The sequence below is a fragment of the Sphingomonas oryzagri genome, from assembly GCF_029906645.1.
Taxonomy (GTDB): domain Bacteria; phylum Pseudomonadota; class Alphaproteobacteria; order Sphingomonadales; family Sphingomonadaceae; genus Solisphingomonas; species Solisphingomonas oryzagri.
Genome location: NZ_JARYGZ010000003.1, coordinates 196,545 through 222,622, shown reverse-complemented (window position 1 = coordinate 222,622; position 26,078 = coordinate 196,545). Strand labels below are relative to the sequence as shown.

The window sequence follows — 26,078 nt, the reverse complement described above, 5'->3', positions numbered from 1 at the left end:
CGGTTTATCTTATTTCCGGAGTCGTATGGCTGACATCGCCGAGCTTACCCGCCTGATCGAACCCGAAGCCAAGGCGCTCGGGCTGGACCTCGTGCGCGTGGCGATGTTCGGCGGCAAGTCCGATCCGACGCTGCAGGTGATGGCCGAGCGGCCCGACACCCGACAGCTCGACATCACCGATTGCGAGGCGCTTTCGCGCCGCATCTCCGAAGTGCTGGACGTCGCCGACCCGATCGAGGAGGCCTACCGGCTTGAGGTCTCGTCGCCGGGCATCGACCGGCCGCTGACCCGCCTTCAGGACTTCATCGACTGGGCGGGCTTCGACGGTCGCATCCGCCTTGCCGAAGAGATTGCCGGTCGCAAGCAGCTCGACGGCCGACTCGCCGGTGTCGAGGGCGAGACGATCACCGTCACCCTGCTCAAGTCGGGCGAGCCTTTCGCCTTCCCCTTCACCTCCATCGCGTCCGCCAAGCTGCTCTTGACCGACGCGCTCATCAAGGCCACCGCACCGCTCTCGACAGAGGGTGCGGACCGCATCATCGAAAAGGAAGCCTGAACCGTGGCCACCGTCATGTCCGCCAACAAGGCAGAGCTGCTCGCCATCGCCGATTCGGTGGCGAAGGAGAAGCTCATCGATCGCGAGATCGTGATCGAGGCGATGGAGGACGCCATCCAGCGCGCCGCCAAGACCCGCTACGGTGCCGAGAACGACATCCGCGCCAAGATCGATCCGCGCACCGGCGACCTGCGCCTGTGGCGCGTGGTCGAGGTGGTCGAGGCGGTCGACAACTATTTCACCCAGATCTCGCCGGCCGACGCGCAGAAGCTGCAGAAGGACGCCGCGATCGGCGACTATATCGTCGATCCGCTGCCCCCCATCGAGTTCGGCCGCATCCAGGCGCAGGCCAGCAAGCAGATCATCTTCCAGAAGGTCCGCGATGCCGAGCGCGAGCGCCAGTATGGCGAGTTCAAGGATCGCGTCGGCGAGATCATCACCGGCGTGGTGAAGCGCGTCGAGTTCGGCCATGTCGTCGTCGACCTGGGCCGCGCCGAGGGCGTCATCCGCCGCGACCAGCAGATCCCGCGTGAAGTGGTGCGCGTCGGCGATCGCATCCGTTCGCTGATCCTCAAGGTCGCCCGCGAAGTGCGCGGCCCGCAGATCTTCCTCAGCCGCGCGCACCCCGACTTCATGAAGAAGCTGTTCGCGCAGGAAGTCCCCGAAATCTACGACGGCGTGATCACCATCATGGCCGCCGCCCGCGATCCGGGTTCGCGCGCCAAGATCGGCGTGATCTCGCGCGACAGCTCGATCGATCCGGTCGGCGCGTGCGTCGGCATGAAGGGCAGCCGCGTGCAGGCCGTCGTGCAGGAGATGCAGGGCGAGAAGATCGACATCATCCCCTGGTCGCCCGACGTCGCCACCTTCGTGGTCAACGCGCTGCAGCCCGCCAACGTCGCCCGCGTCGTGATCGACGAGGATGACGAGCGGATCGAGGTGGTGGTGCCCGACGACCAGCTCAGCCTCGCGATCGGCCGCCGCGGCCAGAACGTCCGCTTGGCCTCGCAGCTCACCGGCAAGGCGATCGACATCCTGACCGAGGCCGATGCCTCCGAGAAGCGCCAGAAGGAATTCGTCGAGCGCTCCAACATGTTCGAGGGCGAGCTGGACGTCGACGAGACGCTGTCGCAGCTGCTCGTCGCCGAGGGCTTCGGCAGCCTTGAGGAGGTCGCCTATGTCGACGCTGGCGAGATCAGCGCGATCGAGGGCTTCGACGAGGATCTCGCCGCCGAGCTGCAGAGCCGCGCGCAGGAAGCGCTGGAACGCCGCGAGGCCGCGGCCCGCGAGGAGCGCACCAACCTCGGCGTCGAGGATGCGCTGCTCGAACTGCCGTACATGACCGAGGCGATGCTGGTCACGCTCGGCAAGGCGGGCGTCAAGACGCTCGACGACGTGGGCGATCTCGCCACCGACGAACTCGTCCAGAAGAAGCGCGCCGAGCCGCGTCGCCGCGCTGAGGGTGCGCCGGCCAAGCCGCAGCGCGTCGAGGACAAGGGCGGCGTGCTCGCCGAGTACGGCCTGTCCGAGGATCAGGGCAACGAGATCATCATGGCCGCCCGCACCGCCGCCGGCTGGTTCGCCGACGAGACGCCCGCGCAGGAGAGCGCGGTCGCCGTCGAGGACGAGATGCTCGCGCCGGAGGACGACGCGTAAGATGCCGTTCGTCTCGATCAGGATGGCGGGCTCCGCAACCAGGGAGCAGAAAGCGGGCATCGTCGCGGACGTGACGGCCTCGCTGGTCGCGCGGCTGGGCAAGAACCCGGCCGCCGTCCAGATCGTGATCGAGGAAGTGAATACCGAAAATTACGGCGCCGGCGGCATCCTGATCGCCGACCGGCCGCCCGTCCAACCGCAGGAGGTCGCGACTGCGGATGGAAAACGATGAGCATCTGAACGGCCCACAGGCTGACGCCCCGCTTGGGGCACGCACTTCGACTTCGCTCAGTGCGAACGGTGACGGGGGCGTCGCACCCTCTTCCTCCGTTCGTCCTGAGCTTGTCGAAGGACGTGCAAAGGGCGACGCGCACACTCCCGAGCGCAAGTGCATCCTGTCCGGCGCGCACGACGCCAAGGACAACCTGATCCGCCTCGCCATCTCGCCGGACGGCCTCGTCCTGCCCGACATCCGCGCCAAGGCGCCGGGCCGGGGCGCATGGCTGGGCGTGGATCGCGAGACGCTCGACGCGGCGCAGAAGAAGGGCAAGCTCAAGGGCGCGCTCGCCCGCGCGTTCAAGGGCAAGCCGCTGACCATCCCCGACGATCTCGGCCAGATGATCGAGACCGCGCTTGAACGCGCGTTCCTCGATCGGCTCGGCCTCGAATCCCGCGCCGGCACCGTCTCGGTGGGGTCGGATCGGATCGGGGAGGCGGCGCGCAAGGGCCGCGTCCATCTGCTGCTCCACGCGGCCGATGCGGGCGAGGACGGCAACCGCAAGCTCGATCAGGCGCTGCGCGTCGGGTCGGATGCGGAAGGAACGGACCTCCGGGGTCTGGTATTGCCGCTGCCCCGCACCATATTGTCCATGGCGCTCGGCCGCGAAAATGTGGTACATGTCGCGCTGACAGACCGGGCTGCCGCCCTCCGCGTCGAGCACGATTTGTCTCGCTGGCGCGGATTTATCGGACGGAAAAGTGGGGCCGAGCCTCGCGACTCTTCGCGGGGCCTTTCGGCTCTTACGGGTTTGAAAAACGCCGACGGCCCGGCCGCCGGCGACGATGTTTGAGGATTTGGGTAGTCGATGAGCGATTCTGAAAAGCCGAAGCTGGGTATGCGCGCGCCGCTGGGCCTGAAGCGCACGGTGGAGACGGGCAAGGTGAAGCAGAGCTTCAGCCACGGCCGCTCCAACACCGTGATCGTGGAGACCAAGAAGGCCCGCGTGCTCCGCCGGCCCGGCGATCCCGCGCCGACGCCCGAGCCCGAGGTGCAGGCCGCGCAGGCTCCAGCACCCGCGCCGGCGGCCCCTGCCGCCCCGGCTCCGCGCCCGGCCGCGCCCGCCCCTGCCCCGCGTCCGCAGGCCGAGGCGCCGCAGCGCCCGATGACGCCGCTGGAGCGCCGCGAGCAGCTCGAGCGCTTCCAGCGCGAGGCCGAGGAAGCGCGCATGGCCGCGCTCGAAGAGACGCGCCGCCGCGAAGAGCGCCTGAAGGCCGAAGCCTCCGAGGAGGAAAAGCGCCGCGCCGAAGAGAATAAGCGCGCCGAGGAAGATCGCGCCAAGCAGGCCGAGGAAGACGCCAAGCGCGCCGCCGAGGAAGCCCGCAAGGCCGCCGAGGAAGCGGCCGCCGCGCCTGCAACGCCAGCGCCTGCCGCCGAAGAGGCGCAGCCGGAGGCCCGTACGGGCGCCGGTGCACCGCCGCCGCGTCGCTTCACGCCGGTCGCCCGGCCCGAGCCGCCGGCCCGCCCGGCCCGCACGCCCGCCGGTCGCCCCGGTGGCGACGATCGCCGCCAGTCGGGCAAGCTCACCGTCACCCGCGCGCTCGACGACGAGGGCGGCGCCCGTGCCCGCAGCCTCGCCGCGCTGAAGCGTGCGCGCGAAAAGGACAAGCGCCACCACCAGTCGGGCGGCCCGCAGGCCAAGCAGGTCCGTGAGGTCGTGCTGCCGGAGACGATCACCGTCGCCGAGCTGGCCAACCGCATGGCCGAGCGTGGCGCCGATCTGGTGAAGGCCCTGTTCAAGATGGGCATGCCGGTCACCGTCAACCAGACGATCGACCAGGATACCGCCGAGCTGCTGATCACCGAGTTCGGCCACAACTTCAAGCGCGTCAGCGAGAGCGACATCGACATCGTCGCCTCGACCGAGGACGAGCCGGAGGGCACGCTGCTGCCGCGCGCGCCCGTGGTCACCATCATGGGCCACGTCGATCACGGCAAGACCTCGCTGCTCGATGCCCTGCGCGGCACCGACGTGGCCGCGGGCGAGGCCGGCGGCATCACCCAGCATATCGGCGCCTATCAGGTCACCGTGCCTTCGGGCGACAAGGTGACCTTCCTCGATACGCCGGGCCACGAGGCCTTCTCCGAGATGCGCGCGCGCGGTGCCAACGTCACCGACATCGTCATCATCGTGGTGGCGGCCGACGACGGCATCCGCCCGCAGACGATCGAGGCGATCAACCACACCAAGGCGGCCGGCGTGCCGATGATCGTGGCGATCAACAAGGTCGACAAGCCGGGCGGCAACGCCCAGAAGGTCCGCGAGGCGCTGCTGCAGTACGACGTCCAGGTCGAAGCCATGGGCGGCGAGGTACAGGACGTCGAGGTTTCGGCGCTCAAGCGCACCGGCCTCGACGAGCTGATCGACAAGATCCTGCTCCAGGCCGAAATCCTTGAGCTGAAGGCCAATCCCGATCGCGAGGCCGAGGGCACCGTGGTCGAGGCGCAGCTCGACAAGGGCCGCGGCCCGGTCGCGACGATCCTCGTCCGCAAGGGCACGCTCAAGGTCGGCGACATCTTCGTCGTCGGCGCCGAGAGCGGCAAGGTCCGCGCGCTGATCGACGACAAGGGCAAGCAGGTGAAGACCGCCGGCCCGTCCGTGCCGGTCGAGGTGCTGGGCCTGTCGGGCGTGCCCGGCGCCGGCGACACGCTGACCGTGGTTGAGAACGAGGCGCGCGCCCGCGAGGTCGCGGAGTATCGCGCCGGCGTGATCCAGCGCAAGCGCACCACCCAGGCGCCCGCCAACCTTGAATCGATGTTCTCGCAGTTCCGCGAGAAGCAGGCGCAGCAGTTCCCGGTGGTGGTGAAGGCCGACACGCAGGGTTCGGTGGAAGCCATCGTCGGCTCGCTCAACAAGATCGGCAACGACGACATCCAGGTGCGCATCCTGCACTCGGGCGTCGGCGGCATCACCGAGAGCGACGTGACGCTGGCGGCCGCCTCCAAGGCGCCGATCATCGGCTTCAACGTCCGCGCCAACGCCAAGGCGCGCGAGATCGCGACCCGCGATCAGGTGGCATTGAAGTATTACGACGTGATCTACGATCTGCTCGACGAGATCCGTGCCGCGATGGCCGGGCAGCTCGGGCCGGAATCGATCGAGCATGTCGTCGGCCGCGCCGAGATCCGCGAGGTCTTCTCGGCGGGCAAGCACGGCCGCGCGGCGGGCCTGCTGGTCGTCGAGGGCTTCATCCGCAAGGCGCTGCGCGCGCGCATCACCCGCGAGGATGTCATCATCTACAACGGCTCGATCGCGTCGCTCCGCCGCTTCAAGGACGACGTGCCGGAAGTGCGCGCGGGCCTCGAGTGCGGCGTGACCTTCGAGGGCCATACCGACATCAAGGCGGGCGACTATCTCGAGACGTTCGAGGTCGAGATGCGCGAGCGCACGCTCTAAGATCGGCCAAGTGGAGGCGAGATCTTGAACGACAGACTGTTTGTCGTACTTCTCGCCTCCGTTGCCGTACTTGTCGCTATTGCCGGCGGGCGTGGGGCGTGTCGCGATGCGATCGCGCGGCGGTATGTCTGGGCAGCTGTTGATGCCGTGGCGATGCTATCCGGTGCTGGCCTGCTGGGGCTGATCGCCTACATGGTCTGGTGGGCAAACGATAACCGCATAGTCTGAGAAAAATGCGTCACAACGAAACCTCCGAAGGCCGTTCCGTCCGCCTGCTGCGCGTAGGCGAGCAGGTGCGCCACATCCTCTCCGAGATCCTCGCGCGCGGGGATGTGCATGACGACGTGCTCGCCACCCACACCGTCTCGGTGACCGAGGTGCGCATGTCGCCGGACCTCAAGCACGCCACCGTCTTCATCAAGTCGCTGCTCGGCGCGGACGAGGAGGCGGTGATCAAGGCGCTGCGCACCAACACCGCCTATCTCCAGCGCGAGGTCGCCAAGCGCGTGAACCTGAAGTTCGCCGCGAAGCTGAAGTTCCTCGCCGACGAGAGCTTCGACGAAGGCAGCCACATCGACAAGCTGCTCCGCCGCCCCGACGTGGCGCGGGATATTTCCGAGAGCGAATAACCTCCTCATCATTGCGAGCGTAGCGAAGCAATCCAATGCGGCGCCTATGGATCGCCACGCCGCTTCGCGTCTCGCGATGACGATATTTATCCGGGTTATATTGACTCGAATTTGATCCGGGCATAAATCGCCTTCCGCAACAGGGAGACGATGATGAAGACCTATACCGCCTTCGCGCAGGAGATGTGGGTGGCGAGCGGCAGCTGCGCCGAGATCGTCGCAGCGCTCGCCGCCATGCCGGAAATGCCGCGCGCCGACGATCTGCTGGTGTTCGACGACGAGGACGGCCGCCAGATCGATTTCGACCCGCGCGAGACGCCCGAGCCGGAGGCGCCGCGCGGGCGTGGCCGCCCTGCCCTCGGCGTCGTCGCGCGCGAGGTGACACTGCTGCCCCGCCACTGGGACTGGCTGAACGAGCAGCCCGGCGGCGCATCGGCGGCCCTCCGCAAGCTGGTCGATGCCGCGCGCAAGGCGGAGGGCGACGGCGCGGGCCGTCGCAATGCCGCCTACCGCTTCCTCACCGCCATGGCCGGCGATCGGCCCGGTTACGAGGAGGCGATCCGCGCGCTCTACGCGGACGACCGTCCGCGCTTCGAAACGCTGGCCGCCGCCTGGCCGCGCGCGATCCGCGATTATGGCATCGGGCTGGCCTGGGGCTGATCGCAGCCGATACGCTCCATTAAGTCCCACCTCTTATGGTGCCGCTGCTTGTGGGCGAGGGCGGACATGCGCGGCGCGGTGATGATCCTGGGTTCGGCGATGATCTTCGGCCTCGCGGTCGGCAGCGGGCTGTCGCGTCACGCTCCGGCCCAGCCGGCGCCCGCGACCACCGCTGCCGCCACCGACGACTGGCGGACGCCCCACGCCAGCGGCGGCACCGTCGTGATCGATCGCGGCTGGCAGGGGCACTTCTTCACCGACGGCGATGTCGCGGGCAAATCGCTCAACTTCCTCGTCGATACCGGAGCCACAACCGTCGCGCTCAGCAAGGCGCAGGCGCGCTTCGTCGGCGTCGATGTCGATCACCTCAACTACGACCGCCAGATGCAGACCGCATCCGGCATCATCACCGCCGCCACCGTCACCCTGCCCCGCCTGCGCATCGGCGAGATCCAGCTGATGAACGTGCAGGCGACCGTGCTCGACACGCCGAGCGACATCGCGCTGCTCGGCCAGTCCTTCCTCGGTCGGATCGACACCGTGTCGATCGCCGGCGACCGGATGACGCTCATCAAGAGCTGAGCCGGCTTGCGCCCCGCCCGCCCGCATGGGATCGGGCGGCGATGGCCAAGCTCTATTTCTATTATGCGGCGATGAACGCCGGCAAATCGACCCAGCTGCTGCAATCCGCCTTCAACTATGCCGAGCGCGGGATGCGGACCCTGCTGTTCACCGCGAGCGTCCACGATCGCGGCGGCCATGGCGTGATCGATTCGCGGATCGGGCTGGAGGCGCAGGCCATGGCCTTCGATCCGGACACCGATCTCCACGCCGAGGTGTCCGACGCGCGGCAGGGCGGCGCGATCGGCTGCGTGCTGATCGACGAGGCGCAGTTCCTCACGCGGCCGCAGGTGCTCCAACTCGCCCGCGTCGCCGACGAGATGGGCGTGCCGGTGCTCTGCTATGGTCTCCGCACCGATTTCCGCGCCGAACTGTTCGAGGGTTCGGCGGCGCTGCTGGCGCTGGCGGACGTGCTTACGGAGATCAAGACGGTCTGCAATTGCGGCGCCAAGGCGACGATGAACCTGCGCATCGACGAGCGCGGAAACGCCGTCACCAGCGGCGCCCAGATCGGTATCGGCGGCAACGACCGCTACGTCGCATTGTGCCGGCGGCATTATATGGAACGCATCCGGGGCTAGGCACAGGTTGCGGCCTCAACGCTCTCCCCCTATATCGGTCCTGCCGTCCTTTCGGGGCCGGCTATGGTGATAAATGATAATGAGTGAGGCGCAGCGGACCCGGGGGCGGTACCCGGCGGCTCCACCACAACCCGGACGCAAGACCGGGCTTCTGATGGGGCCGAACTAGGATCGACGTGTGTACGAGCTTGCTATTTTTGCCCGGCCTGATTGAGCCGTAAAACCGATCAAAACCACAAGTGCCAACGACAACGAGGCGCTCGCCCTGGCCGCGTAACGAGTCCTAACGGATAAGTTACTTCAACCAGAGCGCGGTTCGGGCCGAACCGGGCAACAGAATCGGATACCGGCGGTACGGGGAGCACCGAGCAACAGAAGCTCCCCACTTCTCCCGTATTTCGGAACCATAGGACCGTCCCGCTCGCTTGTTTGCGCGATTGGGAGGATCGCCATGCGCCTGTTCGTGCTCAGCCTGCTCGCCCCGCCCCTGTTGGCGCTGCCCCTGCTCGCCGCCTGCCAGGAGAAGACGCAGGGCGATGCCGTGCGCCAGGCCTATGACAACAAGGCCGCGCAGATCGACCGGCAGGCCGAGCAGCAACCCACCAAGACCGCCAGGGACATCTATCACGACCAGGCCGATGCCTATCGCGAGGAAGGCAAGGATCGCGAGAAGGGACTGGAAGGCAGGTCGCCGAGCAGCGGACCCACTCCCCCTTCGGGCCAGCCCGCGCCGCAATAACAGGGCACCGCGGGTGCGTGACCGCATCAGGCTCTTCCAATGTAGGATTTCGTCTGTCACGGTCGCCGCATGACGATCCGTAACATTTGCGACCATCGCGCCAGTCCGTTCCGCTTCGGCGATGATACGTGTCAGACTTGTCAATTTCACGCGCCGGCCGTGAGCCGCGCATGAGCCTGTTCGGTCCTCTGAAGCCCATCGAGGCGCCGCCCGCCGACGCCGCGCACAAGCTGCATCGCACGCTCGGCTGGCCGCATCTGGTCGCGCTCGGCGTCGGCGCGATCGTCGGCACCGGCATCCTGACGCTGATCGGCACCGGCGCGGGCCTCGCCGGGCCGGGCGTGATCCTGTCCTTCCTGATCGCAGGCCTCGTCTGCGCCGCCGCCGCGCTCGCTTATGCCGAGCTCGCGACGATGATCCCGCAATCGGGATCGGCCTACACCTATTCCTACGTCGCGGTGGGCGAGACGATCGCGTGGATCGTCGGCTGGAGCCTGATCCTCGAATATTCGGTGGTCTGCTCGACGGTGGCGGTCGGCTGGTCGGGATATTTCACCGGCTTCATGGACGGCATCGGCTGGACCATCCCCAAGCAGCTGGCCAACGGGCCGGAGCTGGGCGGCGTCATCAACCTGCCGGCGGTCGCGATCATCGCGGTGGTGGCGGGTCTGCTGCTGGTCGGCACGCGCGAATCGGCGACGCTCAACGCGATCCTCGTGGCGCTCAAGATCGCGGCGCTGGCGATGTTCGTCGCGGTGGCGCTGCCGCATTTCGACGCGGCCAACTTCCACCCCTTCTTCCCCAACGGCGTGCTGCCCCATTCCGGGCCGGACCCGCTCCATCCGGACACGCTGATCAAGCTCGGCGTGCTGCCGGCGGCCTCGATCATCTTCTTCGCCTTCTACGGCTTCGATGCCGTCTCCACGGCTGCGGAAGAGGCCAAGAATCCCGGCCGCGACATGACGATCGGCATCGTCGGATCGATGGCGGCGTGCGTGGTGATCTACATGGTCATCGCCGCCACCGCGATCGGCGCGGCGCCGGTGGCGAGCTTCGCGCAATCGGCCGAGCCGCTGGCGCTGATCCTCCGATCGTTCGGCAGCACGACCGCCGCCAAGATCTTCGGCGCGGTCGCGATCATCGCGCTGCCGACGGTGATCCTCGCCTTCCTGTTCGGCCAGACGCGCATCTTCTTCGTGATGGCGCGCGACCGCCTGCTGCCCCCTGGCCTCGGCCGCGTTCACCCGAAGAGCGGCGTGCCGGTGGCGGTGACGATCGGCACCGCGATCATCGTGGCGGCGATCGCCGCCTTCCTGCCGCTGGCCGAGATCGCCGCGCTGGCGAACGCCGGCACGCTCTGCGCGTTCGTCGCCGTATGCGTATCGCTGGTGGTGCTGCGCAGGCGGGATCCGGGCCGGGTACGCGCCTTCCGCGTGCCCGCCGCGCCGCTGGTGGCAGCGATCGGCGTGATCGGCTGCCTCGGCCTGTTCGCGACGCTGCCGGTGGGCACGCAGCTACGCTTCTTCGCGTGGAACGCGATCGGGCTGGTCGTCTACTTCGCCTATGCGCGCCGGCGGAGCGCGGTAGCCTAGCCCCGCAGCGCCGCCGCCGCTTCCGCGCGCTGGCGGATCGCCGCCTCGTCGATCGCGCCGGACGGCACGAGCCACGAACCGCCGACGCACAACACGGCCGGTTCCGCCAGCCACTGCGGCGCGGTCTCGACGGTGATGCCGCCGGTCGGGCAGAAGCGCACGTCGCGGAACACGGACGCATAGGCCTTGAGCGCCTTCAGGCCGCCCACCGCCTCGGCGGGGAAGAACTTGAAGCGCGTCAGGCCGAGATCGAGGCCCGTCATGATGTCGGCCGGATTGGCGACGCCGGGGAGGAAATCGATGTCCGCGGCCGCCGCCGCCTTCACCAGCGGCGCAGTCAGGCCCGGCGAGACGATGAACGTCGCGCCCGCCGCCTGCGCATCGTGAAGCTGGCGCTCGTTGAGCACCGTGCCAGCACCCACCACCGCGCCCGGAACCTTGGCCATTTCGCGGATCGCATCGAGCGCGACCGGCGTGCGCAGCGTCACCTCCAGCAGCGGCAGGCCGCCAGCGACGAGCGATTCGGCGATCGGCACCGCATCCTCCAGCCGATCGATCACCAGTACCGGAATTACCGGCGCCTTGCGCATCAGGGCATCGACATCGGCCATCGTTCGTCTCCTTCGGATTTCCGCCGTCTAGCGCTGTCATCCGTTCCGCGAAAGGGGGCAGGCTAGCCAAAGGAATAGGCCGGCCCTATATCCGGAGGGAACGGAGGCAAAACGTACCGCTCGGTAAAAAATAGCTTGCCTTCGGTTGGACAGGGACTATTGCTGCGCCGCAATAGAAAGGGGCTCCATGACCCGCACCGTCGCTACCATCGCTACGTTCGCGCTGCTCGCCGCCTGTTCCAAGGGGAACCAGGCGCCGCCGGGGCCGCCGACTCCGCACGTCTCCGTCGCCCAGCCGCTCGTCCGCGATGTGGTCGACTGGGACGAATATGTCGGCAAGTTCGAGGCTCCGCAGAGCGTCAACATGTCCGCCCGCGTCACCGGCGTGGTGACGCAGATCCTGTTCCGCAACGGGCAGGATGTCCGCGCCGGCCAGCCGCTGTTCGTGATCGATCCGCGCCCGTTCCGCGCCTCGCTGGAGCAGGCGGAGGCGCAGGTCGCCTCGGCGCGCGCGACGCTCACCAACGCCAGGTCCGTCGCTGCCCGCTCGGCCGAACTGGTCAAGGTGCAGGCGGTCAGCAAGGAAGAGCTGGAGAACAACCAGGCGCAGGTCCGCACCGCGCAGGCGAGCCTGCAGGCCGCCATCGCCGCCGCCGACAATGCCCGCCTGAACCTCAGCTTCACCACGGTGCGCGCGCCGGTTTCGGGCCGCGTGTCGGACAAGCGCGTATCGCTGGGCGACCAGGTGATCGCCAACCAGACGCTGCTGACCACGGTCGTTTCGCTCGATCCGATCTGGTTCTCGTTCGATGGTGCCGAGAGCTTCTACCTGAAATATCTGCGCGAAGCGCAGCAGGGGCAGCGCGGATCGTCGCGGTCGGCCGCCAATCCGGTGCAGATCCAGCTGTCCGACGAGACGGGCTATAACTGGCACGGCCGGATGGAGTTCGTCGACAACGCGCTCGATCCCAACACCGGCACGATCCGCGCCCATGCCGTGGTCGCCAATCCCAAGCATTTCCTGACGCCCGGCATGTTCGGCCGCGCCCGCCTGCTCGGCTCGGGCCATTATCAGGCGATGCTGGTGCCCGACGAGGTGATCACCGCCGACCAGTCCCGCAAGCTGGTCTTTGTCGTCGGACGGGACGGGAAGGTGGTGCAACGCACCGTCGAGACCGGGCCGGAGGTGCAGGGCCTGCGCGCGATCCGCGACGGCCTCGCGCCCACGGACCTCGTCGTGCTGGACGGCATCGCCGCTCTCCAGCCCGGCATGGCGGTGGACGCGAAGCGCACGGTGATCAAGCCGCGCGCGCCCGATACCTCGCCTTCCACCCCGGCCGTCACCGTGCCGCAGGCCTCCACCGCCACCACGGCGGGCTGATTTAGGACGCGTCCATGCGCTTCCCGCATTTCTTCATCGAACGGCCGATCTTCGCGGCGGTGCTGTCGATCCTGATCGTGATCGTCGGCGCCATCTCCTATCCGCAGCTGCCGGTCTCGCAATATCCGCAGATCGCGCCACCGACCGTGGTGGTGACGGCGACCTATCCCGGCGCCACCGCCGAGACGCTGGCTGACACCGTCGCGGTGCCGATCGAGCAGCAGGTCAACGGCGTCGAGGGCATGATCTACATGTCCTCCTCATCGGTCGGCGACGGCACGATGACGCTCACGATCAGCTTCAAGCAGGGCGTCGATCCCGATCAGGCGCAGGTTCTGGTGCAGAACCGCGTGTCGGAGGCCGAGCCGCGCCTGCCGCAGGAAGTGCGCAATATCGGCGTGACGGTGCGCAAGAATTCGCCCGACTTCCTGATGGCGGTGGCCTTCTATTCGCCCGACCATTCGCTGTCGGAGCAATATATCTCCAACTACGTCACCCTGCAGGTGACCGACCGGATCAAGCGCATCCAGGGCGTCGGCAACACGCTGGAGATCGGCGCGCGCGACTATGCGATGCGTATCTGGATCGATCCGGATCTGGCCCAGTCGCGCGATCTGACGGTCGACGAGATCGTCGCAGCGATCCAGGCGCAGAACGCACAGGTCGCGGCCGGTTCGGTCGGCGCCCCGCCCTTCGGCAAGAATGGCGGCGCCTTCCAGCTCGGCGTGCAGGCGCTCGGCCGCCTGACCACGCCCGAGCAGTTCGGCGACATCATCCTGAAGCGCGGCACCGACGGCAGCCTGACCCGCCTGCGCGACGTCGCGCGGATCGAGCTGGGTGCGCAGGACTACACCACCAACGGCTATTACAGCGGCCAGCATGCCACATTGCTCGGCGTGCAGCAGTTGCCCGGCTCCAACGCGCTCGCCACCGCCGATGCGGTGAAGGCCGCGCTCGCGGACTCGGCCAAGAGCTTCCCGCCGGGCATGGCCTACAAGATCGCCTACCACCCGACCGACTATATCTCGGCCTCGATCGAGGAGGTGCAGCACACGCTCTATATCGCGCTGATCCTCGTCTCGATCGTGGTGTTGCTCTTCCTGCAGAGCTGGCGCGCCGCGATCGTGCCGCTGATCGCGATCCCGATCTCGCTGATCGGTGCGTTCGCGGTGCTCGAGGCGTTCGGGTTCAGCCTCAACAACCTGTCGTTGTTCGGGCTGGTGCTGGCGATCGGCATCGTCGTCGACGACGCCATCGTCGTGATCGAGAATATCGAGCGCCTGATGGCGGAGGAAGGCCTCACCCCGCGCGAGGCCGCGCACAAGACGATGGACGAGGTCTCCGGCGCGCTGATCGCGATCGCCCTGGTGCTGTGCGGCGTGTTCGTGCCGACCGCGTTCATCCCCGGCATTTCGGGCCAGTTCTACCAGCAGTTCGCGCTCACCATCGTGTCGGCCACCGCGATCTCGGCCTTCGTGTCGCTGACGCTGTCGCCGAGCCTCGCCGCATTGCTGCTCAAACCGCACGAGCATGGCCACGAACAGCGCGTGCCGACGGGTGTGCGCGGCTATCCGGCGCGCTTCGCCAACGGGTTCAACCGCGTGTTCGATTCGATGTCGGAGCGTTACGGCCGCCTGACCGGCAAGCTGGTCCGCCGGCTCGTACTGGTCGGCATCGCCTATGTCTGCCTGATCGGTCTTGCGGTGTGGCGCTTCGGCGCGACCCCGACCGGCTTCATCCCCGCGCAGGATCAGGGCTATCTGATCGGCGTCGTCCAGATGCCGCCGGGCACCTCGCTCGAACGGACCGACCAGGTCGTCCAGCAGGTGCAGAGCATCGTGCTCAAGAATCCGGCGCTCGAAGGCACCGTCGCCTTCACCGGCTTCGACGGCGCGACCTTCACGACCGCGCCCAACGCCGCCGTGGTGTTCACGCCGCTCAAGGCCAAGGGCTCGCGCGCCGACATCGATCAGGTGACCGCCGAGCTGCGCAAGTCGCTCGCCCAGGTGACGGCAGGCAACATCCTCCTGATCCCGCCGCCCCCGGTTTCGGGCATCGGCACCGGCGGCGGCTGGAAGATGGAGATCGAGGACCGCAGCGGTGCCGGCTATCAGGCGCTCGAAAAGGCCGCGTTCGGCATGATGATGGGGGCGAACAAGGCCAAGGGCATCCAGGCCGCCTTCACCACCTTCAACACCAAGACGCCGCGCCTGTTCGCCGACATCGATCGCGAGAAGGCCGAGCAGATCGGCGTGCCGGTGGAGAATATCTTCTCGACGCTCGGCACCTATCTGGGCTCCACCTACATCAACGACTTCAACTATCTCGGCCGCACCTGGCGCGTCACCGCGCAGGCGGACGCCAGCTTCCGCCAGCAAAGCTCGGACATCGAGCGGCTGCGGACGCGGGCGACCGGTGGCGGCACCGTGCCGCTGGCGGCCGTGCTGAAGATGGAGAATGACGCCGGCCCGTGGCGCGTGGTCCGCTACAACCTGTATCCGTCCGCGGAACTGCAGGGCGATACCGCGCACGGCTTCTCGTCGGGCCAGTCGCTCAAGACGATGGCGGGCCTCGCCCAGCAGGTGCTGCCCAAGGGCATGACCTTCGAGTGGACCGACCTCGCCTATCAGCAGGAGCAGGCGGGCAATACCGGCATCTACGTGTTCGGTCTGGCCGTGCTGTTCGTCTTCCTGCTGCTCGCCGCGCAGTATGAGAGCGTGATCCTGCCGCTGGCGGTGATCCTGATCGTGCCGATGTGCCTGCTCGCCGCGATCGTCGGCGTGGGGCTGATGAGGATGGACAACAACATCCTGACCCAGATCGGTCTCGTCGTGCTGGTCGGCCTCGCCGCGAAGAACGCCATCCTGATCGTCGAGTTCGCCCGCCAGGGCGAGGATGACGGCCTCAGCCACCGGGAAGCGGCCGAACGCGCCGCCCACCAGCGCCTGCGCCCGATCCTGATGACCTCGATCGCGTTCATCCTCGGCGTGCTGCCGCTGGTGATCTCCAACGGCCCCGGCTCCGAGATGCGCAAGGCGCTCGGCGTGGCGGTGTTCTTCGGAATGATCGGCGTGACCTTCTTCGGCCTGATGTTCACGCCCAGCTTCTACGTGATCACCAAGATGCTCGGCGAGAAGGTGCAGGACAAGGTGCGGGGCTGGCGCCGCAGGAAACCCGGCGAGACTGTCGCCGAGGGAGGCTATTGAGATGATCCGCCGCCTTCGTGGCCCGCTGGCCACCCTGCCCGCGCTGGCGCTCGCCGCCTGCGCCGTGGGACCGAACTACAAGCCGCCGGTCGTCCAGCCGGATGCGAAGCAGCCCTTCGTCGAGGGGCAGGCATCCACCATGCTGTCCGGCCAGCCTCTGCCGGACAAATGGTGGGAGATGTTCCAGGATCCGGCGCTCGATCGCCTGATTCAGGACGCCTTCGCCTACAACACCGACATCCGCGTCGCAGATGCCAATCTGCGCCAGGCGCGCGGCGTGCTGCTGCAGCAGCGGGCGGGCCTGTTCCCCACCACCACCGTCTCGGGCCAGTATTCGCGCAACCGCACCGGCGTCGACAGCCTCGGCGCGCAACCCGGCGCGGCGGGCGCGATCCCGGCCGGGGTCGACGGCTTCGACTACAACCTCTTCCAGGCCGGGTTCGACGCCAGCTACGAGGTCGACATCTTCGGCCGCGTCCGCCGTTCGATCGAGGCGGCGAAGGGCGACGAGCAGGCGGCCCGCGCCCAGCTCGACGCGGCGCGGATCACGATCGCCGCGTCGGTGGCGCAAGCCTATGCCGACGCCTGCGGCTATGCGGCGCAGGCCGATGTCGCGCGCGACACGGCGCGGCTGCAGGGCGACACGCTGAAGCTCACCCAGCGGCTGCTCGATGCCGGGCGCGGCACCCGCCGCGATGTCGATCAGGCGGCGGTGACGGTCGAGCAAGCCAATGCGCAGGTGCCCCAGCTCGAAGCCGAGCGGCGCGCCCAGCTCTACGCGCTCGCCGCGCTGACCGGCCGCCCGCCCGCCGAGATCGACGGCGAGGCGCAGGCCTGCCACATCGTGCCCAAGGTGAAGACGGTGATCCCGGTCGGCGACGGCGCCACACTGCTCGCCCGCCGTCCGGACGTGCGCGCCGCCGAGCGGACGCTCGCCGCCGACACCGCGCGGATCGGCGTCGCCACCGCCGCTCTGTTTCCGAGTGTCAGCCTGCTGGGTTCGGTGAACTCCACCGGGACCAAGGGCAGCCAGCTTGGTACGGCCAAGTCGTTCGGCTTCTCGGTCGGCCCGCTGATCCAGTGGAACTTCCCGAACATTCTGGCGGCCAAGGCGCAGATCAAGCAGGCCAGGGCCGGCACCGACGCCTCGCTCGCCACCTTTCAGGGCACGGTCCTGACGGCGCTCAAGGAGACCGAGAGCGCGCTCGCCCGCTATGCCGCGGCGCTCGATCAGAATGCGGCACTCGGCCGTGCGGCGGATGCCGCCGACGATGCCGCCAAGCTTTCGCGCATCCGCTTCGATTCGGGCCGCGACAATTTCCTCAACCTGCTGGTCTCCGAACAGGATCGCGCTTCGGCGCGTTCGGCGCTCGCCCAGTCGGATCAGGCGGTTGCCGACGCGCAGGTTTCGCTGTTCAAGGCGCTGGGCGGCGGCTGGGAGAATGCCCCGCCGATCGCCAATGCGGCGCCCGGCGCGGTGTCCGGCAACCCCTCTGTGCAGCGCGGCAGCTTCGCTGTGCCTGTTTCACAGAAGAGCAATTAAGCTGCGCTGCAACATAACATTATTTCATAGGCCTCTTTTCCTCGCTCCTGCCCGGCGCTAGGGAGCCGATCGGGTCTGCGCGTCGTTGGTGACGCGCGGGGCACCCGTGAGGAGGATCAGAATGGCCGACGAGCCGGGCCGCAACCTGCGGTCGCTCTCGCTGCACGTGCCCGAGCCGAAATATCGGCCCGGCGATACGGTGTCGTTCGACGATATGGAGTTTCCGGCGGCCGGCAGTGTCGCGCGACCCGATATCGCCGCCGATCCGGCGACGCTGCGGGACTATCCCTTCACCCTGATCCGCGTGCTCGATCCGGACGGCCAGGCCGTCGGCGAGTGGAACCCGCGACTCGAGCCGGACCGCATCCGCGCCATCCTGCGCGCCATGATGCTGACCTGCGCGTTCGACGACCGCATGTTCCGCGCCCAGCGCCAGGGCAAGACGAGCTTCTACATGAAGTGCACCGGCGAGGAGGCGATCGCCGTATCGCAGGCCATGGCGCTCGATCGCGACGACATGTGCTTCCCCTCCTACCGCCAGCAGGGTCTGCTGATCGCGCGCGACTGGCCGCTCATCGACATGATGTGCCAGATCTATTCCAACGCGGGCGACCGGCTGAAGGGCCGCCAGCTGCCGATCATGTATTCGTCGAAGGAAGCCGGCTTCTTCTCGATCTCGGGCAATCTCGGCACGCAATATCCGCAGGCGGTGGGCTGGGCGATGGCGTCGGCCGCCAAGGGCGACACCCGCATCGCGGCGAGCTGGGTCGGAGAGGGCACCACGGCGGAGGGCGACTTCCACGCCGCCTGCACCTTCGCATCCGTGTTCCGCGCGCCGGTGGTGCTGAACATCGTCAACAACCAGTGGGCGATCTCCTCCTTCGCGGGCTTCGCGGGCGGCGAATCGACGACGTTCGCGGCGCGCGGCCTCGGCTACGGCATCGCGGCGCTGCGCGTGGACGGCAACGACGCGCTCGCCGTCTATGCCGCGACCGAGTGGGCCGCCGAGCGCGCCCGCTCCAACCACGGCCCGACCCTGATCGAGCATTTCACCTATCGGGTGGAAGCCCACTCGACCTCGGACGATCCCAGCGCCTACCGTCCGGCCGACGAGGGCCTGCACTTCCCCCTCGGCGATCCGATCGAGCGGCTGAAGCAGCATCTCATCAGGATCGGCGAGTGGGACGATGCCAGCCACGAGGCGCTTCAGGCCGAAGTGACCGCGCAGGTCCGCGATGCGGGCAAGGAGGCCGAGAAGCTCGGCACCCTGTCCGGCACCGCCTTCAACCACGGCTTCGAGACCAGCTTCGAGGACGTGTTCGCCGAAATGCCGCCGCACCTCAGGGAACAAATGGGACAGAGCCTCGAAGAGCGGAGGGTCGCCGGCGTATGACGCGGATGAACATGATCCAGGCGATCAATTCCGCCATGGACGTCTGCATGGAGCGCGACGACGGCGTCACCGTGCTGGGCGAGGATGTCGGCTATTTCGGCGGCGTGTTCCGCGCCACTGCCGGTCTGCAGAAGAAATACGGCAAGAACCGCGTTTTCGACGCGCCGATCAACGAGTGCGGCATCATCGGCGTGTCGATTGGCATGGCCGCCTACGGCCTGCGCCCGGTGCCCGAGATCCAGTTCGCCGACTACATCTATCCTGGCATGGACCAGCTGATCTCGGAAGCGGCGCGGCTGCGCTATCGCTCGGCGGGCGACTTCACCTGCCCGATCACGGTGCGCTCGCCCTTCGGCGGCGGCATCTTCGGCGGCCAGACCCACTCGCAGTCGCCCGAGGGCATCTTCACCCACGTCTCGGGCCTCAAGACGGTGATCCCGTCCAACCCCTATGACGCCAAGGGTCTCCTCATCGCCGCGATCGAGGATCCGGACCCGGTGCTCTTCTTCGAGCCCAAGCGCATCTACAACGGCCCGTTCGACGGCCATTACGATCGCCCGGTCCAACCCTGGTCCAAGCATGACTCGTCCGAGGTGCCGGAGGGCTATTACAACGTGCCGCTCGGCAAGGCCGCCGTGGTGCGCGCCGGCGAAGCGGTGACGGTGCTCTGCTACGGCACGATGGTCCACGTCGCGCTGGGCGTGGCGCAGGAGAGCGGCGTGGATGCCGAGATCATCGATCTGCGCACGCTGGTGCCGCTCGACATCGAGACGATCGCCGCCTCGGTCGAAAAAACCGGCCGCTGCGTGATCGTCCACGAGGCGACGCGCACCTCGGGCTTCGGCGCGGAGCTTTCGGCGCAGGTGCAGGAGCGCTGCTTCCACCATCTCGAGGCCCCGATCGAGCGCGTCACCGGGTGGGACACGCCCTACCCGCACAGCCTCGAATGGGCCTATTTCCCCGGACCCGTCCGCTTGGGCCAGGCGCTCAAGCGCGTGATGAAGGATTGATCGCATGGCGCGCGTAAACTTCCGCCTCCCCGATATCGGCGAAGGCATCGCCGAGGCCGAGATCGTGACCTGGCATGTGAAGGTCGGCGATCATGTCGAGGAGGACCAGCCGGTCGCCGACATGATGACCGACAAGGCGACCGTCGAGATGGCGGCGCCGGTTTCGGGCAAGGTGATCGAGGTGGCCGGCGCGGTCGGCGACCAGATCGCGATTGGATCGACGCTTGTGGTGTTCGAGACCGAGGGCGGCGAAGAGGCCGCGCCTGCTCCGGCCGCGAAAGAAGAGCCGGCGGCGCAACCCTCTCCCCTCCCTGAAAGGGAGGGGTCGGGGGTGGGTTACTCGCAAGGAACTGCCGCGCCCGCCCCGAGCGAACCCACCCCCAGCCCCTCCCTTTCAGGGAGGGGAGAAGAAGGTCGCAAAGTCCTCGCCTCCCCCGCCGTGCGCCAGCGCGCCAAGGAGCTGGGCGTCGATCTTGCGCAGGTCCACCCCGCCGCCGGCGACCGGGTGAAGCATTCCGATCTCGATGCCTTCCTGAAATATCAGGGTGGCGGCTCGGCCCCGGCTCGCTCTTATGCGGCCGCGCCGATCGCCGCCGGTGAGGACGAGATCGAGGAGATCAAGGTCACCGGCCTGCGCCGCCGCATCGCCGAGAACATGGCCGAGGCGAAGCGCCGCATCCCGCACTTCGCCTATGTCGACGAGGTGGACGTCACCGCCGTCGAGGCGCTCCGCGCCGCGATGAACGAGACGCGCGGCGAGCGGCCCAAGCTCACCATGCTACCCTTCCTGATCCGTGCGATCACCAAGGCCGCGCGGGACTTCCCGATGGTCAACGCCCGCTTCGACGACGAGGCCGGTGTGGTGCAGCGCCACTCCGCCGTCCATCTCGGCATGGCGACGCAGACCGATGCGGGCCTCTCCGTCCCCGTCATCCGCGACGCGCAGACCTACGACGTGTGGGGCTTGGCGGGTGAGATCGTCCGCCTCGCCGACGCCACCCGGCGCGGCAAGGCGAAGCGCGAGGAACTGTCCGGCTCCACCATCACGCTCACTTCGTTGGGCGCGCTCGGCGGCATCGTTTCCACCCCGGTGATCAACCGGCCGGAAGTGGCGATCGTCGGCGTCAACAAGATGGTCGAGCGGCCGGTGGTGATCGACGGCCGCATCGAGGTGCGCAAGATGATGAACCTCTCCTCCTCCTTCGACCATCGCGTGGTCGACGGGATGGATGCGGCGAAATTCATCCAGGCGATCCGCCGGCTGATCGAGGTGCCGGCGCTGCTGTTCGCGGACTGATTTGAGAGGACGGGGCCTCAGGCCCCCATGCGAGGGCGGAACAGGCGTCCGCCCTCGGTGACCAGGATGATGCCGAGCGCCGACACGCCGGCCAGCGCGAAGCCGATGGTCAGCGGCAGCGTCGTGCCGTCGAAATGCTGGCCGATCCAGTAGCCGATCAGCGACCCGGCGACGACCGTCACGAAACCCTGCACCGACGCGGCCGTGCCCGCCACGTCGGCCAGCGGCTCCATCGCCATCGCGCCGAAGTTGGACATGGAGAGGCCGAACCCGAACATCGCGATGCCCTGGCAGACCGCGAAGGTCGCGATCGTCTCGTGCCCCGTCGCCGCGATCGCCAGATGCACCAATTCGGCCGCCACGAAGCAGAGCAAGGCGCTGTGCGACACGCGCCGCGTACCCAGCCGCTCGACCACGCGCGAGTTCACCAGCGAGGCCACCGCCATCATCCCCGCGATCCCGGCGAACACCGCAGGCATCATCTTCGGCGCATGGAAGCTGTCGGCGAAGATCTGCTCCACCGAATTGATGAAGCCGTATAGCGCGCCGCTCAGCACCGTCTGCGCCAGCATGTAGCCCACCGCCTGCCGCGCCGTCAGCGAGCGAGCGATCGCGCGGGACACCGAGACCGGATCGATCGGCCGGCGATATTCGGGATGCAGCGTTTCCGGCAGACGCCACGCGATCCAGCCGAGCAGCAACACCGCATAGACGGTGAGCGCCCCGAACAGGCCCCGCCACGGCAGGAACCACATCAGCACCTGCCCGATCGACGGCGCCAGCACCGGCACGGCGAGGAAGACCATGAAGGCCAGGCTCATCACCCGCGCCATCTGCCGGCCGCCATAGCAATCGCGGACCACCGACACATTGACGACACGCACAGCCGCCACCGCGATGCCCTGCAGCAGCCGCGCCACGAGCAGCAGCTCGAAACTGGGGGCGACGGCGGCGAAGAAGCTGGTCAACGCATAGCCGGCGGCGCCTGCGATCAGCATCGGCTTGCGACCGAACCGGTCCGAAACCGGCCCGTAGACGAGCTGCGCCACGCCGAAGCCGAGCAGGAAAGTCGTGATGATCAGCTGCCGCCGATTCTCGTCTTCCACGCCCAGCGACGATCCGATCGCGGGCAGCGCCGGCAGCATCGTATCGATGGCGAGGCCAACCACCGCCATCATCGCCGCGATCAGCGCGACGAACTCGCGGAAGCTCATCCCTGCATGGGGACCGGGCATCGCGATATGGGGTGCCATGCGCGCGTCGGGGGTGGCGGCCGTCATGCCGCGTTCCTTACGCCCATGGCTTGGCGGCGCAACCCCTATGCTGCACCTGCGAAGGGATTAGCGGCAATGCTTCTCCGCGAAGGCGGTCGCCGCCCCCAGCAGGCCGGGCTGCGGGTGCGTGATAAGCTTCACCGGAATCTGCGCCATCCGCGCCTCGAACCGGCCCTTGGCGGTGTAGCGGCCGGAAAAGCCGGAGATTGGCAGGTGATCGGCGATCCGTACACCGACGCCGCCGGCGATCACCGTCCCGTTCCACGCGCCGTGGGCCAGCGCGAGGTCGCCCGCCACCGATCCCAGCGACAGGCAGAAGCGATCGAGCGCCGCCGAGGCGAGCACGTCGTCGCCGGACAGCGCCAGCTTCCACAATTCCTTGTCGTCGATGTCCGGCGCGACATTGCGGCCCTCGATCGCGGCCAGCGCCTCGTACAGATTGACGAGGCCGGGGCCGGCGACGATCCGCTCCACCGACACGCGGCGATAGCGGGTACGCAGGCGCTGGAGGATCTGGTCCTCCAGTTTGTCGAGCGGGGCGAAGTCGATATGCCCGCCCTCGGTGGTGATCACGGTGATGTGGCCGCGATGGCCGCGATGGAGCTGCGCCACGCCCAGGCCGGTGCCGGGGCCGACAATGCTGATCGCGCCCTCCTTGCCCAGCGGCTCGTCCGGCCCGCAGATATGCTGGAGATATTCGGGGCCGACCCGGCTGACCGCATAGGCGACCGCGCCGAAATCGTTGACCAGCTCGTAGCGGTCGAGCCCCAGCATCGACGGGATCAGAGCGGGCCGCAACACCCAGGGGCTGTTGGTGAGCTTGAGCACCGCACCGTCCACCGGGCCGGCGAAGGAAATCGCGCCGTCCTTTGGCAGCGGACGGCCGAGCTTTTCGGCGAACGCCTCCCACGCGCTGCGCAGGCTGGCATAGGCATGGGTGGGGAGCGTGACGACCTCGCCCAGCTCGATCGCGCCATTGTCCTTCACCGTCGCGATCGTGAAGCGCGCGTTGGTCCCGCCAATGTCGACGGCGACGAGTTCAGTCATTCAGCCTCTCCAAATCCGGCCTGCGTCGAATGTCGCAGCGACGGCAACCGTTCCCGCGGGGCTGTTAGCATTGTTATCCGCATGATGACAGCGCTTGTCATTGTCAACGATGTCAGCCAGACAGGACGTGAAGCGACCGCCACCCGAGCCGTCGCCAGGGGAGAGAGACATGCGCATCATGCTGGCCGTCGGGCTTGGCCTGCTCGCGAGCACGTCGGCGATCGCGCAGACGCCGCCGGCCGCCACCGCCCATCCGGCGCTCTGGCCGAAGGCGCACAGCGTCGGGCTGGTCGATCCGAAGACCGAGGCGTTCGTCACGCAGTTGATGAAGCGGATGACGCTGCGCGAGAAGGTCGGCCAGATGATCCAGGGCGACATCTCCTCGATCAAGCCGGAGGAATTGCGCGACTATCCGCTGGGTTCGGTGCTGGGTGGCGGCAATTCCCCGCCGCTTTCGGGCAATGACCGCGGGCCGGTGGGCGACTGGATCAGGACGGCCGAGGCCTTCCGCCAGGTTTCGATCGAGAAGCGGCCGGGCCATGTGCCGATCCCGACGATCTTCGGCATGGATTCGGTGCACGGCAATTCCAACGTGATGGGCGCGACCGTCTTCCCGCACAATATCGGCCTCGGCGCGATGCGCGATCCGGCGCTGATGGAGAAGATCGGCGCGGTGACGGCGGCGGAGAGCGCCGCCTCCGGCTTCGACTGGGCGTTCGGGCCGACCGTCACGGTGCCGCAGGACGATCGCTGGGGCCGCACCTACGAAGGCTATTCGGAGCGACCCGACATCACGAAGCTCTACGCCGCCGCGATGGTGCGCGGGCTGCAGGGCGCGCCGGGCACGACGCGGATCCAGAACGGCCAGGTCGCCGCATCGATCAAGCATTTCCTCGCCGACGGCGGCACCCATGACGGCATCGACCAGGGTGATGCGGAGATCGACGAGCAGACGCTGATCGAAACGCACGCCCCCGGCTACATCTCCGGCATCGATGCCGGTGCGATGACGGTGATGGCCAGCTTCTCCTCGTGGAACGGGGTGAAGAACCACGGCAACAAGAGCCTGCTGACCGACGTGCTCAAGGGCCGACTGGGCTTTCAGGGCTTCGTCGTCGGCGACTGGAACGCGCACGGTCAGGTGCCCGGCTGCACGCCCGGCGACTGCGCCGCGACTTTCAACGCGGGCCTCGACATGGCGATGGTGCCCAACGACTGGAAGGCGCTGTTCGACAACACGCTGCGCGAGGTGCAGGAGGGCAAGATCCCGATGGCCCGCGTGGACGATGCGGTGCGCCGCATCCTGCGTGTGAAGGCGAAGCTCGGCCTGTTCGATCCGGCGCGGCCCTACGAGCACAAGGCCGAACTGGGCGCGCCGGAGCATCGTGCGGTGGCGAGGGCTGCGGTCGCGGAGTCGCTCGTGCTGCTCAAGAACAATGGCGCTCTGCTCCCGATCAGGCCGGGCCAGAACGTGCTCGTCACCGGCAGCCACGCCGACGATGTCGGCCTGCAATCGGGCGGCTGGACGCTCTCGTGGCAGGGCACCGGCAACACCAATGCGGACTTCCCCGGCGCGACGACGATCTGGGGCGGCCTCAAGTCCGCGATCGAGGCGGCGGGCGGCACCGCGACGCTCAGCACCGACGGCCGTGTGCACGGGCCGAAGCCCGATGTCGCGGTCGTGGTGTTCGGCGAGCAGCCCTATGCCGAGATGGTCGGCGACATATCGACGCTGGAATTCCAGCCCGGCGATAAGCAGGCGCTGACGCAGCTGAAGGCGTTGAAGGCGCAGGGCATCCCCGTCGTCTCCGTGTTCCTGTCGGGCCGCCCGCTCTGGGTGAATCCGGAGCTCAACCAGTCCGACGCGTTCGTCGCCGCCTTCCTGCCCGGCAGCGAGGGCGAAGGCGTGGCCGACGTGCTGGTCGCGAAGAAGGACGGCACGCCGAACCGCGATTTCCGGGGCAAACTCAGCTTCAGCTGGCCGAAGAATGCGGGGCAGTTCGCCAACAATGTCGGCCAGCCGGGCTACGATCCGCTGTTCGCCTACGGCTACGGCCTCACCTATGCGAGCCACGTCACGGTGCCGCATCTGAGTGAAGTACCGGGCATCGACGCCTCGCTCGCCAACATCGCGACCTACTTCACACCGGGCAAGGTGGCCCCGCCGTGGAGGCTCGCCGCCGACGGCGCGGTGACCGAGAAGAATGTCGATGGCGCCGGGCGGCAGGAAGCGGCGCGCCAATATGCCTTCACCGGTGCCGGCCATGTCCGCGTCTCCGGCCCGACCGTCGACCTCTCCCGCCAGACCAACGCGCAGATGAGCCTGCGCATCGACTATCGCGTCGATACGAAGCCGGCGGGCAAGGTGATGCTCGGCGTGGGTGACACGGGCGCGATCGACGCCACCAGCCTGTTTGCCGCCGCGACGCCCGGAACATGGACCAGTGCCAAGGTGCCGCTCGACTGCTTCCGCAAGGCGGGCGCCGACGTGGCGAAGGTATCACAGCCGTTCGTGCTGGGCGCGGGCACGGGCTTCACCGTCTCGATCGTCGGGATCAAGCTGGACGCCGACCCGGCGGGATCGGCTTGCCCGGCATCGTGACCGGGA

At 68.0% G+C, this 26,078-nt stretch carries 22 protein-coding genes and 1 other RNA gene; 20 read left to right on the top strand and 3 right to left on the bottom strand.

From position 1 onward, the window contains the following. Positions 1-25 precede the first annotated feature (25 nt). The 13 genes from rimP to QGN17_RS18040 all read left to right on the top strand — a co-directional run bounded on the left by rimP (position 26) and on the right by QGN17_RS18040 (position 10,708). Positions 26-556, top strand: coding sequence for a ribosome maturation protein RimP (rimP, locus tag QGN17_RS18100; protein ID WP_281045999.1), 531 nt, complete (start codon positions 26-28; stop codon positions 554-556). Positions 557-559: 3 nt separating this feature from the next. Next, positions 560-2,212, top strand: a complete 1,653-nt coding sequence (gene nusA, locus QGN17_RS18095) for a transcription termination factor NusA (RefSeq protein ID WP_281045998.1) — start codon at positions 560-562, stop codon at positions 2,210-2,212. A 1-nt stretch (position 2,213) separates the two neighbouring features. After that, positions 2,214-2,444, top strand: coding sequence for a tautomerase family protein (locus tag QGN17_RS18090; RefSeq protein ID WP_281045997.1), 231 nt, complete (start codon positions 2,214-2,216; stop codon positions 2,442-2,444). Continuing rightward, positions 2,431-3,282 (top strand): DUF448 domain-containing protein, encoded by an 852-nt coding sequence (locus QGN17_RS18085; protein ID WP_281045996.1) that lies wholly within the window; start codon positions 2,431-2,433, stop codon positions 3,280-3,282. Before QGN17_RS18090 ends, QGN17_RS18085 begins: the two co-directional genes overlap by 14 nt. A 15-nt stretch (positions 3,283-3,297) precedes the next feature. Next, positions 3,298-5,886, top strand: coding sequence for a translation initiation factor IF-2 (infB, locus tag QGN17_RS18080; protein ID WP_281045995.1), 2,589 nt, complete (start codon positions 3,298-3,300; stop codon positions 5,884-5,886). A 24-nt stretch (positions 5,887-5,910) separates the two neighbouring features. After that, positions 5,911-6,114 carry a hypothetical protein gene (locus tag QGN17_RS18075; protein WP_281045994.1) on the top strand — a complete coding sequence of 68 codons (204 nt, stop codon included), beginning with the start codon at positions 5,911-5,913 and terminating at the stop codon, positions 6,112-6,114. A gap of 5 nt (positions 6,115-6,119) precedes the next feature. Further along, positions 6,120-6,515, top strand: coding sequence for a 30S ribosome-binding factor RbfA (rbfA, locus tag QGN17_RS18070; protein WP_281045993.1), 396 nt, complete (start codon positions 6,120-6,122; stop codon positions 6,513-6,515). Between the two features lie 150 nt (positions 6,516-6,665). After that, the gene (locus tag QGN17_RS18065; RefSeq protein WP_281045992.1) at positions 6,666-7,175 is read left to right on the top strand and encodes a DUF2239 family protein; all 510 of its coding nucleotides are present in this window, start codon (positions 6,666-6,668) and stop codon (positions 7,173-7,175) included. A 66-nt stretch (positions 7,176-7,241) separates the two neighbouring features. Next, positions 7,242-7,757, top strand: coding sequence for a retropepsin-like aspartic protease family protein (locus QGN17_RS18060; protein ID WP_281045991.1), 516 nt, complete (start codon positions 7,242-7,244; stop codon positions 7,755-7,757). A 41-nt stretch (positions 7,758-7,798) separates the two neighbouring features. Continuing rightward, complete coding sequence (locus QGN17_RS18055; RefSeq protein WP_281045990.1) at positions 7,799-8,377, top strand: thymidine kinase; 579 nt, start codon at positions 7,799-7,801, stop codon at positions 8,375-8,377. 3 nt (positions 8,378-8,380) lie between these two features. Further along, positions 8,381-8,725, top strand: a transfer-messenger RNA (tmRNA) gene (ssrA, locus tag QGN17_RS18050). A 103-nt stretch (positions 8,726-8,828) separates the two neighbouring features. Then, positions 8,829-9,116, top strand: a complete 288-nt coding sequence (locus QGN17_RS18045; RefSeq protein ID WP_281045989.1) for a hypothetical protein — start codon at positions 8,829-8,831, stop codon at positions 9,114-9,116. Between the two features lie 170 nt (positions 9,117-9,286). Next, positions 9,287-10,708 carry an amino acid permease gene (locus tag QGN17_RS18040; protein WP_281045988.1) on the top strand — a complete coding sequence of 474 codons (1,422 nt, stop codon included), beginning with the start codon at positions 9,287-9,289 and terminating at the stop codon, positions 10,706-10,708. Here the strand turns inward: QGN17_RS18040 and eda are convergent. Then, positions 10,705-11,319 (bottom strand): bifunctional 4-hydroxy-2-oxoglutarate aldolase/2-dehydro-3-deoxy-phosphogluconate aldolase, encoded by a 615-nt coding sequence (gene eda, locus QGN17_RS18035; protein WP_281045987.1) that lies wholly within the window; start codon positions 11,317-11,319, stop codon positions 10,705-10,707. The two genes, QGN17_RS18040 and eda, sit on opposite strands and share 4 nt — an antisense overlap. Before the next feature lie 187 nt (positions 11,320-11,506). Between eda and QGN17_RS18030 the strand changes: the two genes are divergently transcribed. The 6 genes from QGN17_RS18030 to QGN17_RS18005 all read left to right on the top strand — a co-directional run bounded on the left by QGN17_RS18030 (position 11,507) and on the right by QGN17_RS18005 (position 21,149). Then, positions 11,507-12,700 carry an efflux RND transporter periplasmic adaptor subunit gene (locus QGN17_RS18030; RefSeq protein ID WP_281045986.1) on the top strand — a complete coding sequence of 398 codons (1,194 nt, stop codon included), beginning with the start codon at positions 11,507-11,509 and terminating at the stop codon, positions 12,698-12,700. Between the two features lie 14 nt (positions 12,701-12,714). Further along, entirely contained in the window at positions 12,715-15,906 is a 3,192-nt protein-coding gene (locus tag QGN17_RS18025; RefSeq protein ID WP_281045985.1) for an efflux RND transporter permease subunit, read from the top strand. 1 nt (position 15,907) lies between these two features. Next, entirely contained in the window at positions 15,908-17,449 is a 1,542-nt protein-coding gene (locus QGN17_RS18020) for an efflux transporter outer membrane subunit (RefSeq protein WP_281045984.1), read from the top strand. Between the two features lie 121 nt (positions 17,450-17,570). After that, the gene (locus tag QGN17_RS18015) at positions 17,571-18,842 is read left to right on the top strand and encodes a 3-methyl-2-oxobutanoate dehydrogenase (2-methylpropanoyl-transferring) subunit alpha (protein WP_281045983.1); all 1,272 of its coding nucleotides are present in this window, start codon (positions 17,571-17,573) and stop codon (positions 18,840-18,842) included. Between the two features lie 5 nt (positions 18,843-18,847). Then, positions 18,848-19,852, top strand: coding sequence for an alpha-ketoacid dehydrogenase subunit beta (locus QGN17_RS18010; protein WP_281045982.1), 1,005 nt, complete (start codon positions 18,848-18,850; stop codon positions 19,850-19,852). Positions 19,853-19,856: 4 nt separating this feature from the next. Then, positions 19,857-21,149 (top strand): dihydrolipoamide acetyltransferase family protein, encoded by a 1,293-nt coding sequence (locus QGN17_RS18005; RefSeq protein ID WP_281045981.1) that lies wholly within the window; start codon positions 19,857-19,859, stop codon positions 21,147-21,149. A 17-nt stretch (positions 21,150-21,166) separates the two neighbouring features. Here the strand turns inward: QGN17_RS18005 and QGN17_RS18000 are convergent, their stop codons facing one another. Together QGN17_RS18000 and glk are read right to left on the bottom strand one after the other, a co-directional pair. Continuing rightward, the gene (locus QGN17_RS18000) at positions 21,167-22,429 is read right to left on the bottom strand and encodes a multidrug effflux MFS transporter (protein ID WP_281045980.1); all 1,263 of its coding nucleotides are present in this window, start codon (positions 22,427-22,429) and stop codon (positions 21,167-21,169) included. Positions 22,430-22,489: 60 nt separating this feature from the next. Beyond that, positions 22,490-23,470: a glucokinase gene (gene glk / locus QGN17_RS17995; RefSeq protein ID WP_281045979.1), complete on the bottom strand. Its 981-nt coding sequence runs from the start codon at positions 23,468-23,470 to the stop codon at positions 22,490-22,492. Positions 23,471-23,639: 169 nt separating this feature from the next. On the opposite strand from glk, the gene QGN17_RS17990 reads away from it, so the two are divergent. Then, a complete protein-coding gene (locus tag QGN17_RS17990; protein ID WP_281045978.1) occupies positions 23,640-26,072 on the top strand; it encodes a glycoside hydrolase family 3 protein in 2,433 nt (810 codons plus the stop codon). Positions 26,073-26,078 lie beyond the last annotated feature (6 nt).